This is a genomic window from Pseudomonas sp. FW306-02-D09B (genome assembly GCF_058782685.1).
On record NZ_JBYSXY010000010.1, the window covers coordinates 162,203 to 173,549 of the forward strand.

At 60.1% G+C, this 11,347-nt stretch carries 11 protein-coding genes; 2 read left to right on the top strand and 9 right to left on the bottom strand.

Annotation, left to right across the window (positions count from 1 at the left end):
- Positions 1–97: 97 nt before the first annotated feature.
- A complete protein-coding gene (yrfG, locus tag AC3WK5_RS18030; protein ID WP_103318225.1) occupies positions 98–760 on the bottom strand; it encodes a GMP/IMP nucleotidase in 663 nt (220 codons plus the stop codon).
- An 88-nt stretch (positions 761–848) separates the two neighbouring features.
- Here yrfG and nudE point away from each other — a divergent pair, with 88 nt between their 5' ends.
- Together nudE and cysQ are read left to right on the top strand one after the other, a co-directional pair.
- Positions 849–1,415, top strand: coding sequence for an ADP compounds hydrolase NudE (gene nudE / locus AC3WK5_RS18035; protein ID WP_054595115.1), 567 nt, complete (start codon positions 849–851; stop codon positions 1,413–1,415).
- Positions 1,412–2,248: a 3'(2'),5'-bisphosphate nucleotidase CysQ gene (gene cysQ, locus AC3WK5_RS18040; protein ID WP_103318223.1), complete on the top strand. Its 837-nt coding sequence runs from the start codon at positions 1,412–1,414 to the stop codon at positions 2,246–2,248. Before nudE ends, cysQ begins: the two co-directional genes overlap by 4 nt.
- Positions 2,249–2,432: 184 nt before the next feature.
- On the opposite strand, the gene AC3WK5_RS18045 is transcribed toward cysQ, so the two are convergent.
- From AC3WK5_RS18045 to AC3WK5_RS18080, 8 genes are all read right to left on the bottom strand, one after another.
- Positions 2,433–2,888, bottom strand: coding sequence for a YiiD C-terminal domain-containing protein (locus AC3WK5_RS18045; RefSeq protein ID WP_103318221.1), 456 nt, complete (start codon positions 2,886–2,888; stop codon positions 2,433–2,435).
- Between the two features lie 50 nt (positions 2,889–2,938).
- A complete protein-coding gene (locus tag AC3WK5_RS18050) occupies positions 2,939–4,342 on the bottom strand; it encodes a sigma-54-dependent transcriptional regulator (protein WP_054595118.1) in 1,404 nt (467 codons plus the stop codon).
- On the bottom strand, positions 4,339–6,147 hold the full coding sequence (locus AC3WK5_RS18055) for a sensor histidine kinase (RefSeq protein WP_054595119.1): 1,809 nt from the start codon (positions 6,145–6,147) through the stop codon (positions 4,339–4,341). Before AC3WK5_RS18055 ends, AC3WK5_RS18050 begins: the two co-directional genes overlap by 4 nt.
- 36 nt (positions 6,148–6,183) lie before the next feature.
- Complete coding sequence (rfbD, locus tag AC3WK5_RS18060) at positions 6,184–7,065, bottom strand: dTDP-4-dehydrorhamnose reductase (protein WP_103318219.1); 882 nt, start codon at positions 7,063–7,065, stop codon at positions 6,184–6,186.
- Positions 7,062–7,607 carry a dTDP-4-dehydrorhamnose 3,5-epimerase gene (gene rfbC / locus AC3WK5_RS18065; protein WP_103318216.1) on the bottom strand — a complete coding sequence of 182 codons (546 nt, stop codon included), beginning with the start codon at positions 7,605–7,607 and terminating at the stop codon, positions 7,062–7,064. Before rfbC ends, rfbD begins: the two co-directional genes overlap by 4 nt.
- Positions 7,604–8,479: a glucose-1-phosphate thymidylyltransferase RfbA gene (rfbA, locus tag AC3WK5_RS18070; RefSeq protein WP_103318214.1), complete on the bottom strand. Its 876-nt coding sequence runs from the start codon at positions 8,477–8,479 to the stop codon at positions 7,604–7,606. The genes rfbC and rfbA overlap by 4 nt, the downstream gene beginning before the upstream one ends.
- Positions 8,476–9,558 carry a dTDP-glucose 4,6-dehydratase gene (gene rfbB, locus AC3WK5_RS18075; RefSeq protein WP_103318212.1) on the bottom strand — a complete coding sequence of 361 codons (1,083 nt, stop codon included), beginning with the start codon at positions 9,556–9,558 and terminating at the stop codon, positions 8,476–8,478. The genes rfbA and rfbB overlap by 4 nt, the downstream gene beginning before the upstream one ends.
- Positions 9,559–10,054: 496 nt before the next feature.
- Positions 10,055–11,203 carry an S-type pyocin domain-containing protein gene (locus tag AC3WK5_RS18080; RefSeq protein ID WP_103318207.1) on the bottom strand — a complete coding sequence of 383 codons (1,149 nt, stop codon included), beginning with the start codon at positions 11,201–11,203 and terminating at the stop codon, positions 10,055–10,057.
- Positions 11,204–11,347: the final 144 nt, after the last annotated feature.

The following is an 11,347-nucleotide window of genomic DNA, read 5'->3' on the forward strand; positions in this document are numbered from 1 at the left end:
GTGATGGCCATCGCGAGCAAGCTTTGCTCCTACAGACGATTGCGCGATCACACGGTCCGTAGGAGCAAGGCTTGCCCGCGATGCAGGCGACTCGATCTCAGAGGCCTGCAATGAGATCCCGATAATCCCCGACGGCTGCAAATTCCGCAGTGTCTTTCGGTTCTTTGCGGCTGTCCGGCTGGCTCACGGCCAACAGATGCGCCACGCCAAATTCCCGGGCACTGCGCAGGATCGGCAATGTGTCGTCGATGAACAGGCTGCGGCCTGGGTCGAAGTCGATGTCTGCGTGCAAGGCGTCCCAGAATTGCGGATTTTCCTTGGCGAAACCGTAATCGTGGGAGCTGATCAACCGCTCGAAGTAGGGCGCCAGTTCGACTTTTTCCAGCTTCAGCGACAACGAGTCACGGTGGGCGTTGGTGATCAGGATCACGCGCTTTCCGGCCTGCTTGATCGCTGCCAGAAAGGTATCGGCGTCCGGTCGCAATGCGATCAGATGGGCGGTCTCGAGTTTCAACTCGCGCACCGGCAGCTTCAGTTCAGCGCTCCAGAAGTCCAGGCAGTACCACTGCAACTGACCGGCGTTGCGCTCGAACAACGGCTGCAATTCCAGCTCGGCCATGGCCCGACTGACACCATGCAGCTCGGCATAACGCTTGGGCAGGTGTTCCATCCAGAAATGGTTGTCGTAGTGCAGGTCCAGCAGCGTGCCGTCCATATCCAGCAGAACGGTATCAATGTCGCGCCAGGGCAGTGATGGCATTGAAAACTTCTCCAGCGGTAAAAAGATATCCGACATAAACAATCAAGAAAGCCGCGTTATAGTACCGCGTTCACGCCAAGGAGCCGCCATGCGCCAGAAACCCGAAGTATTAGCCCGCGAGATCGTCGCCACCACCCGCTTGTTCTGCGTTGAAGAGGTGCAGTTGCGCTTTTCCAATGGCGTCGAGCGCACCTATGAGCGATTGGTCGGCAAGGGCGCGGGGTATGGCGCAGTAATGATCGTGGCGATGCTCGATTCCGACCACGCGGTGCTGGTTGAAGAATACTGCGGCGGAACCGATGCCTATGAACTGTCGTTGCCCAAGGGCTTGATCGAACCTGGCGAGGATGTGTTGGCAGCGGCCGAGCGTGAGCTCAAGGAAGAGGCCGGTTTTGGCGCCCGGCAACTGGAGCATCTGACCGAGCTGTCGCTGTCGCCCGGTTATATGAGCCAGAAAATTCAGGTGGTGTTGGCGACTGATTTGTACGAAGAAAGCCTTGAAGGCGATGAGCCAGAGCCGATGCGTGTGGACCGGGTCAATCTGCGAGAGCTCGCGGCGCTGGCGCAGAACCCGCAGTTCACCGAAGGCCGCGCCTTGGCGGCGTTGTACCTGGCCCGTGATTTATTGACCCAGCGTGGAGTGTTTCAACCGTGAGTGATTTCCCCCAGGTTCATCCTTTGCTGGCCCCCGTGGTCGAGTTGGCGTTGAAGGCCGGCGAAGTCATCCTGCCGTTCTGGCGCACAGGCACGGACGTGACCACCAAGGCTGACGATTCTCCGGTCACCGCCGCTGATCTCGCCGCTCATCATCTGATTCTGGCCGGGCTGACAGCGCTTGATCCGAGCATCCCGGTGCTCTCGGAAGAAGACGCCGACATTGCGCAATCGGTGCGCGCCGGTTGGCAGCGCTGGTGGTTGGTCGACCCGTTGGATGGCACCAAGGAGTTCATTTCCGGCAGTGAAGAATTCACCGTCAACATCGCGCTGATCGAACAGGGACGTGTGGTGTTTGGCGTAGTGTCGATGCCGACCAATGGCCGCTGCTACTTCGGTGGCGCCGGACTTGGGGCCTGGCGTGCCGACAAGGATGCTGCGCCGCTGCCGATTCAGGTCCGTGACGTACTGCCTGCTGGCGAAGCGTTCACCGTGGTCGCCAGTCGTCGACATTCAAGCCCTGAGCAGGAGCGCTTGCTCGCTGGCTTGAGTGCCAGTCTGGGTGAGCTGCAACTGGCCAATATCGGCAGTTCGCTGAAGTTTTGTCTGTTGGCCGAAGGCGCGGCGGATTGTTACCCGCGTTTGGCACCAACCTCCCAGTGGGACACGGCTGCCGCACAAGGCGTGCTCGAAGGTGCGGGTGGCGAGGTGCTGGAGTTGAGCGGTGAGCCGTTCAGCTATCCGGCGCGAGAGTCGTTGCGCAATGCGTTTTTCCTGGCGCTGCCGGCCAAAGCCGCGTGGCGCGAGAAGCTGCTGGAACTGGCTCGTTCCTGAGCACACCGCAGCCTTGTGGCGAGGGGGCTTGCCCCCGTTCGGCTGCGCAGCAGTCGCAATACAGTCAATGGGGTTTAACGGATACCGTTCGGTGTCTGGGCTCGGGGTCGCTTCGCGCCCCAACGGGGGCAAGCCCCCTCACCACAAGTTTTGCGTAAACTTTGGCTGACCTCCTGCAAAGGGACTACCGATGCAACACATACTGCCCGGTAAACGTCACCGCATCCTCATCGCTATCGACGTTGACGACCCGTGTATGCAACGCCAACCGCGCCCGGCCGTAGCGTTGGTACATCGCCAAAAACTTCCTCCACACTGCCGCACTTGGCGCCGTGCAAATGGCAATGGCATCGCCAGTGACCGGCAGCGGATAGCTGATCTGACCTTCCTGAATCACGATGTGCCCGCCCTCGACGCCTTCTTCGCGCAGGCGCAAATGCAGCCAGCCCCAACCCGCCAACACCGCGCCACAGTACAAACTACCGCCAAACATGGTGCTCTTGTGATTGACGTTGGCCGCCAGCGGCAAGTGCAGGCGTAATTGCCGGTCGTGCCAGTCGAGTACCTTGAGGCCCATATCCCGGGTGAGGGGAATGTCGCGATGGAGGACGGATTCCAGGTGACGACTGTCGCGGTTCATGCACGGGCCTCGCAGTGTGGGACGCTTGGGTGAAGGTTAGTCGGCATGGCTCAATCGAGCTCGTCGGCATTGCTGTTGGTGCCAGCGCCATCGGCGAAGTTCAAGCCGTGTTTGCGCAGTTTGTCATGCAGGGTTTTGCGTGGAATACCCAGCGCTTCGGCGACACTGCGCAGTGAGCTGTGAGTGCGCGCCAGTTCGGCGGCGATCAGGTTCTTTTCAAAGCTTTCCACCTGCTCGCTCAGATTGCCGCCGAGCACTGTACTGTGCGGCGCAGCACTGCCATCCGGAACGCTGTTGTCCAGCGCCAGTTCCAGACCCAGGGCGAATCGCTCGGCGGCGTTTTGCAGTTCGCGGACGTTGCCGGGCCAGGAATGGCGCAACAGCAGGGCTCGTTGTCCGGGTTGCAGTTCGTGGGGTGGCAAGCCATGGCGCTCGCTGGCTTCGTTGGCGAAATGCTGGAACAGCATCAGCGCGTCTTCGCCCCGTTCGCGCAGCGGTGGAATGCGCAGTGGTGCGACGTTCAGGCGGTAGTACAAGTCCGCGCGAAAACGCCCTTGATCCGCCGATTGGCGCAGGTCTTCCTTGGTCGCGGCGATGATCCGGATGTCCAGCGGGATCAGCTGATTGCCCCCCAAACGCTCGACCACCCGCTCTTGCAGCAGGCGCAGCAATTTCACCTGCACATCCAGGCTCATGCTTTCGATTTCATCGAGGAACAGCGTGCCGCCGTTGGCGAATTCGAATTTGCCGATGCGGCGTTTTTGCGCGCCAGTGAAGGCGCCGGGTTCGTGGCCGAAGAGTTCGCTTTCGACCACCGATTCGGCCAGTGCTCCGGCATTGATTGCCACAAACGGGCCATTGCGGCGATTCGACAGGTCGTGCAGGGCACGGGCCACGACCTCCTTGCCGGCACCGGTTTCACCGAGGATCAGCACGTCGGCCTTGGTCGGTGCCAATGCGCCGATCTGTTCGCGCAGGCGCAGCATCGGCGCCGATTGCCCGACCAGTCGGGTGCTCAGCTCGTTGCGATCGCTCAAGGCCAACCGCAGACTGCGGTTGTCCAGCACCAATTGCCGCAGGGCCAGGGCGCGGCGCACGCTGTCGAGCAATGCGTCACTGGCGAACGGCTTTTCGAGGAAGTCATAAGCGCCGGCACGCATCGCCTGCACCGCGAGCGGTACATCGCCGTGGCCGGTGATCAGCAACACCGGCAGTTCCGGGTCCTGGGCGTGCAATTCATTCAACAGTTCGAGACCGTCCATGCCCGGCATGCGAATGTCACTGACCACCACGCCCGGCCAGTCGCGCTCAAGGCGCGAAGCGAGGCCCTTGGCTTCGGCCAACGGGAGGATTTTCAGACCGGCGAGATCCAGCGTCTGGCTCAGGGCCTGACGCAGATGCGGATCATCGTCGATCAGCACCACCTGGATACGGTTGTCTATGAGGTTACTCATTCACTGCGGTCCTCGGACGGTTGCAGACTTACACCGGGTGCGCCCGCGCGCAGCCGCAGGGTGATCAGGGCGCCGCCTTCCTTGTGGTTGGCGAACGACAGTTCACCGCCGAAGGCGCGCATCAACGTGTCGCAAATGGCCAACCCCAGCCCAAGGCCCTGAGTGCGGGTCTTGGTGGTGTAGAACGGTTCACCGGCGCGACCGAGGGCCTCCATGCAGAACCCCGGGCCGTTATCGCGAATGTACAGGTTGACGCCGTCGGCGGTGGATTCGGCACTCAACCAGAGTTTACGGGGCGGGCCTTTTTCGGTCAGGGCGTCGAGGGCGTTGGCCAACAGGTTACCGAGTACCTGGCGCAGACGGGTTTCGCCGGCCTCGACCCACAGCGTGGCAGCCGGCAGGTCACGGATCAGTTCGACTTCCATTGCCCGCCTGCGCTTGGCCAGCAACGCCAGTGCATCATCCAGCGCCGGTTGCAGCGCAACGCTTTCCGGGGCGTGACGGTCGCGACGGGCGAAGGCACGCAGGTGGGCGATGATCGAGGCCATGCGCCCGGTCAGTTCGCTGATCAGTTTCAGGTTGCCGCGGGCATCGTCGGTGCGTTGATGGTCAAGCAGCACTTCGGCGTTTTCCGCGTAGCTGCGAATCGCCGCCAGCGGTTGATTGAGCTCGTGACTGATGCTTGCCGACATGGTGCCCAGCGCCGAGAGTTTGCCGGCCTGGACCAGATCGTCCTGGGCGCGCACCAGCTCTTGTTGCGCCTGTTCGCGTTCCAGCACTTCCTGCTTGAGACGGCGGTTGAGCCCTTCGAGGTCGCTGGTTCTTTCGGCGACGCGCGCTTCCAGTTCGCGGCGGGTCTTGGCCTCGAAGGCGATGCGCTGCAAGTAGTGGCGACGGCGTTGCATCATCAGTCCCAGCAGCAACATCAACACCAACAGCGTCGCCCCACCGATGGCCACTACTGTGCGCACGGGGCGGTCGATCAAGGTTCTGGGCGCGAGGATGCTGACGCTCCAGCCGGTTTCTTCGATTTGCTGAGTCTGGATCAGCCAAGCGTCCGGGTTGAGGTTCAGCGGTTGCGGATCACGGGTCGGGTAGGGCTGGACGGCAGAGATCGCGTGGCGTTCTTCGTCAGTCAGCGGTCGGGTCGCCCTGAAGCGCCACTCCGGGCGTGAGGTGATGATGACCACTCCGTTGTGATCGGTCAGCAGCAGTTGCTCGGGGGTTTTACCCCAAAGGCTTTCGGTGTGGTCGAGGTCGACCTTGACCACCAGCACACCGATGATCTGCTCGCCATCGCGCACGGCTCCCGCAAAGAAATAACCGCGTTTGGCCGACGTCGTGCCCAGGCCGAAAAAGCGCCCGAGGCGGCCTTGCATGGCTTCGCTGAAATACGGTCGGAAGGCAAAGTTACGCCCGACAAAACTATCGTGTTTGTCCCAGTTGGACGCCGCCAGGGTCTTGCCGTGGGTGTCCATCAGGTACATGACTTCGGCGCCAGTCTGGGCGCGGATGTCCTTGAGCAGGCGATTGGCGTTGTCGGTGGCCTGCGGCTCATATGGCGCGGCGAGAACGGCACGCAGGGCCGGTAGATCACCGAGGATCTGCGGCAAGACTTCATAGCGGTGCAGGGTCCCCAGCAGGTTGGCGACGTAGAGGTCCAGCGTCTGGCGGTTTTGTCCAACCAGCTCGCTGCGGTAATAACGCTCGGCCAGGTGCTGCAGTGGCCACAACAACGGCGCCAGGCACAGGGCGAGCAGCGCCAGGCTGCGCCAGCGGGGTCTGCGGGGGAGTGTTGGGGTCATAAGCATCGGGCGCCTGAAGGTACAGGCGCATTATGCCTAGGCTTGTTCGGCAAGACACTCGCGCAACGCGTCGCGCCAGTCGGGTTGGCTGACCTGCCATTGCTGTTGCAGAAGGCGGCAATCCAGACGCGAGTTCAGTGGGCGAGTGGCGGGTGTCGGGTAGTCGCGGCTGGGGATCGCCTCCAGGCTGGCGCAGGTTTTGTGCTGCGCCTGTAAATGTTCGGCGATGGCTTGAGCAAATCCAAACCATGACGTTTCGCCCTGAGCGGTCAGGTGGTAAGTGCCCCAGGCACCGGCTTGCCCCGATTGCCAGCGCTCGATCAAGGCGCGCGTGCTGGTGGCGATGGTGCCGGCCCAGGTTGGTGCGCCGATTTGGTCGGCGACGATGCGCAAGTGCGGTTTCTCTTGCAGCAACCGTTGCATGGTCAGCAGGAAGTTGCGCCCGTGGTTCGAGTAGACCCAACTGGTGCGCAGAATCAGGTGTTGACCGTTGACGGCGCGAATGGCCTGCTCTCCGGCCAGTTTGCTGGCGCCGTAGACGCTCAGCGGGTGGGGTTCGTCGGTCTCGGTATAAGGCGAGGCTTTGCAGCCGTCGAACACGTAGTCGGTTGAGTAGTGAATCAGCGGGATACCCAGTTCCAGGGCCTGCTCGGCGAGCACTCCCGGCGCTGTGGCGTTTATGGCGAACGCCAACTCGGGTTCACTTTCCGCTTGATCGACGGCTGTGTGTGCGGCGGCATTGATGATCAGATTCGGACGTAAAGCGCGAATCTGCAGACGGATCTGCTCCGGATATGCCAGATCGAGCTGATCACGCCCCAGCACGATCAGTTCGCCGAGCCCTTTGAGGCGACGTTGCAGCTCGATGGAAACCTGACCGTGCTGGCCACTGATGAGGATTTTCAGGGGCGTGCTCATACAAATACCTGCGCCTCGCGCAGAAGCTTGCCGGCCTGGTCCTTGGCTGACAGCTGTGGTGTTTGCGTGAGTTGCCAGTCGATGGCCAGATCGGGATCGTCCCAGCGAATGCAGCGTTCGGCCGATGGGGTGTAGTAGTCGGTGGTTTTGTAGAGGAACTCGGCGTAGTCGCTCAGCACGACGAATCCATGGGCAAAACCTTCGGGAATCCACAGTTGGCGATGGTTTTGTGCAGACAAGCGCACGCCCACCCAGCGTCCAAAATTCGCCGAGCTGCGGCGGATGTCGACGGCGATGTCGAGGACTTCCCCATCAGTGACCCGCACCAGTTTTCCCTGGGTATTTTCCAGTTGGTAATGCAAGCCGCGCAGCACACCTTTCTGCGAGCGTGAGTGGTTGTCCTGAACGAACGTTGTGTTCAGCCCCGTCGCTTGCTGAAAATCCCTGGCGTTGAAGCTTTCGTAGAAAAATCCACGCTCGTCACCAAACACTTTCGGCTCGATGATCAGAACCTCGGGCAATTGGGTGGCGATGACCTTCATTGGTGTGTTCCGGCGAGGCTGAACAGGTACTGGCCGTAACCGGTCTTGCCAAAGTATTCGGCGTGCTTGAGCAAATGATCGCGATCGATCCAGCCCTGGTAGTAGGCGATTTCTTCAAGGCAGGCGACTTTCAGGCCTTGGCGATGCTCGATGGTTTGTACGTACTGCGACGCTTCCAGCAGGCTGTCGTGGGTGCCGGTATCGAGCCAGGCAAAACCCCGGCCGAACCGCTCGACGCGCAAGTCGCCACGCTGCAGGTACGCATTGTTGATGTCGGTAATTTCCAGCTCGCCACGAGCCGATGGTTTGACCGCTTTGGCGATCTCCACCACCGAATTGTCATAGAAATACAGGCCGGTGACCGCGTAACTCGATTTGGGATGCAGGGGTTTTTCTTCGATCGACAGCGCGTTGCCCTGATCGTCGAAATCAATCACACCAAAACGCTGCGGGTCTTTGACCCAGTAGCCGAAAACCGTGGCGCCTTCGGTGTGCTCGGCGGCACGTTGCAATTTTTCGGTGAAGTGCTGTCCGTGAAAGATGTTATCGCCCAGGATCAGGCACACCGAATCGCCACCGATAAACTCCTCGCCAATCAGGAACGCCTGGGCCAGGCCGTCTGGAGACGGTTGCTCGGCATAGCTGAAATGCACCCCGAACTGACTGCCGTCGCCCAACAGATTGCGGTATTGCGGCAGGTCCTGAGGGGTGGAAATCACCAGGATTTCTTTGATGCCTGCGAGCATCAGCACCGAGATCGGGTAATAGATCATCGGTTTGTCGTAGATCGGCAACAGTTGTTTGGACACCCCGAGTGTGATCGGGTGCAGGCGGGTACCAGAGCCGCCTGCCAGAACAATTCCCTTCATCATGCGATCAAGTCCTTGAAGTCAGTGAAGCCCAGGCGTTGGCCTTGATAGCTGCCATCCTGGACTCGTTGGCACCAGTCTAGGTTATCGAGGTACCACTGCACGGTTTTACGCAGGCCACTGGCGAAAGTTTCTTCGGGAACCCAACCCAACTCGCGTTCGATTTTGCTGGCGTCGATGGCGTAACGCTGGTCGTGGCCGGGGCGATCCTGGACAAAAGTGATCAGGTCGGCGAAGTGCTCGACGCCTTCAGGTTTTTGCGGCGCCAACTCCTCCAGCAGGCTGCAGATGCTGCGGACTACGTCGATGTTTTTCTGTTCATTGTGGCCGCCGATATTGTACGTCTCACCGACCACACCGTTGGTCACCACGGTGAGCAGTGCGCGGGCATGATCCTCGACGAACAGCCAATCACGCACTTGCAGGCCGTTGCCGTACACCGGCAGTGGCTTACCGGCGAGGGCGTTGAGGATTACCAGCGGAATGAGTTTCTCGGGGAAGTGGAACGGCCCGTAATTGTTCGAGCAATTGGTCAGCAGCACCGGCAAACCATAGGTGCGTTGCCAGGCGCGGACCAGATGGTCGGACGCCGCCTTGCTGGCGGAGTACGGCGAACTCGGCGCATAGGGTGTGGTTTCGGTGAACAGGTCATCGACGCCATGCAGGTCGCCATACACCTCGTCGGTCGAAATGTGGTGAAAGCGAAAGGCGCTTTTCTCAGGCTCTGCCAAGCTGTTCCAGTAGGCACGAGTGGCTTCCAGCAGGCTGTAGGTACCGACAATGTTGGTCTGGATGAAGTCCGACGGGCCGTCGATGGAGCGGTCTACATGGGACTCTGCGGCCAGGTGCATGATCGCGTGCGGCTGGAACCGCGCCAGTACCGCACTGACGGTGGCCTGGTCGACGATATCGGCCTGCACGAATTCATAGCGGGTGTTGGTGGCGATACTGCTCAGTGACTCTAGATTGCCGGCGTAGGTCAGCTTGTCCAGGTTGAGCACTTCATGTTCAGTGTGGCGGATCAGGTGGCGAATCAGCGCCGAGCCGATGAAGCCGGCACCGCCGGTGATGAGAATGCGCATGTAGAGTTGCCTTTTCCGTCGAACGATTATGCGTATGGATCATAGCTTGTCGGCAGGAGGGGGGCGGCACAAGAGTGGGGTGGTCGGATTTTTGTTTTTATGAAGTATTGTTGAGCTGCGGGAGGGGGGGCGGACAAACCATGTTCTTGCGATCGCTGTAGCATTCGTGTAGGAGCAAGGCTTGCCCGCGATGGCGGCCTGGCATGTTGCGGACTTTTTTGTCTGAGAATGCAATTCGGCGCATAGGGGATATTCTTTCCATAGGTTAATTCAGCTCAAGCGAAGCTGGTTAAAAAAAGCTCCAGATCTCTGGGTAGCCTTATTGAGCAGGCTTTCTCTATGTCACAAATTTGTTGCTCGGTGAGTAGGTAGTCAAAGGCGCACTCATTGGGATGGCGCCACCCCATAATCGGCATTAGTTCTGTTGCAGTAAGAGGAAGCTCCTTCTCAAGGGTTGGAAAGTCTTCATCGTGTGGAACACCCATTAGCATGTGCTTCATGGTTCTACCCATCTTGTTGGATCAGCATCTTTCGTTTTTTCGCCTGTCACATGGTTGAACTCACCGAGGTGTTTTCCTCGCTTCGTATATTTTTCTACGGCTTTACTTTCTGAGTCCCATTCGTAAATTTTCCCCTCAGGATCCTTCCAGCGGGCACGTTTTCCGCCCCCTCCTCGAATAGGAGTTTTGGGTTTTGCCCATATGGTGTTGGGAAATGCGGGCAGAAATGTAGGTTTGGAGTGGTACTTGTGATCAGGGTCTACAAGGCCGCTTCTCCGACCGCTCACCACCACATAAAGCGGCCTAACCCCGGAATCCGCAGGAAACACGAGGATGAAATCCTGATACTCCGGCGGGTAGATCGGGTTGACCAATATGTCGTTGCTCGCCTCGGTCGGAGGATAGACCCAGATGTTCGGCGCTTGCGGCGCGGCCTCCAGTGCGGGAATGCCGAGGGTGTCTGCTGGGTCGATAGCCGGGGTCCAGATCAGTTCCAGACCTTCGCCGAATACGGCGACCTGTCTGGCTTCGCGTGTCTGGAACTGAATGACCGGGATCCGTTGCCATTCGGCGTTGTTGCCGGTGTAGAAGCCGTAACCCTTGAGGGTGCCGTCAGCCTGTTGCTCGATGCGCAGGCGCACCCGTGAGTTGGCGTGTTCAAGCGAGCGCAGTTGCTCTTCGCTATAGAGGGCGCTGTCGCCCAGCTCGGAGGGCCAGAACAGGGCGACCAGACCGGTTAGCAAACGGGCGGCAACAGTGCCACCGACTGCTGTGATATCACTGACCGATGACCCGCCCAGAGCAAGGCCGCCAAGGCCGATTGGCAATGCACTGCCACTGATTTTCTTCAGCGGCACGGCGCCAGAACTGTCGGTCTCTCGCCCGCCCAGCAGGGCGAAGTTTCCGTAATCCTTCAACGAATCCAGCGGCACGAAACCGGACGGATTGGCGTAATTGATGATGCCGTCCGGCAACTTGCAGGATTTGGCGAAAACGCAGCCCAGCGGTTTGTTGGGGGCGGGATCAGCGGGTCGATTCACCGGCAAATCGGCAATCGGCGGATACAGGTTGGGTGATGGCGGCGGCTGCAAAATACGGCGGCGCAGCTGTTCTTTGTACGTCAGCGGGTATGAGCGTTCTGGCATGTGCGGCGGGCTTCCCTGTCCATGGGAGGCAGCCTAGGGGCGTGAGAACGCGCCGAACATTCCTCGGGTTCGACACGTTTCGTGGGAAAGTTCACCGCTGTGTGGCGTGGCTTGAAGCCTCCCGCCGTTATCCATCACTGACCG

Coding starts and splice junctions, on each gene's coding strand:
- AC3WK5_RS18045 (WP_103318221.1), bottom strand. CDS start 2,888: ATGAACCGCGACAGTCGTCACCTGGAATCCGTCCTCCATCGCGACATT.
- nudE (WP_054595115.1), top strand. CDS start 849: ATGCGCCAGAAACCCGAAGTATTAGCCCGCGAGATCGTCGCCACCACC.
- rfbA (WP_103318214.1), bottom strand. CDS start 8,479: ATGATGAAGGGAATTGTTCTGGCAGGCGGCTCTGGTACCCGCCTGCAC.
- AC3WK5_RS18055 (WP_054595119.1), bottom strand. CDS start 6,147: ATGACCCCAACACTCCCCCGCAGACCCCGCTGGCGCAGCCTGGCGCTG.
- rfbB (WP_103318212.1), bottom strand. CDS start 9,558: ATGCGCATTCTCATCACCGGCGGTGCCGGCTTCATCGGCTCGGCGCTG.
- AC3WK5_RS18050 (WP_054595118.1), bottom strand. CDS start 4,342: ATGAGTAACCTCATAGACAACCGTATCCAGGTGGTGCTGATCGACGAT.
- AC3WK5_RS18080 (WP_103318207.1), bottom strand. CDS start 11,203: ATGCCAGAACGCTCATACCCGCTGACGTACAAAGAACAGCTGCGCCGC.
- rfbD (WP_103318219.1), bottom strand. CDS start 7,065: ATGAGCACGCCCCTGAAAATCCTCATCAGTGGCCAGCACGGTCAGGTT.
- rfbC (WP_103318216.1), bottom strand. CDS start 7,607: ATGAAGGTCATCGCCACCCAATTGCCCGAGGTTCTGATCATCGAGCCG.
- yrfG (WP_103318225.1), bottom strand. CDS start 760: ATGCCATCACTGCCCTGGCGCGACATTGATACCGTTCTGCTGGATATG.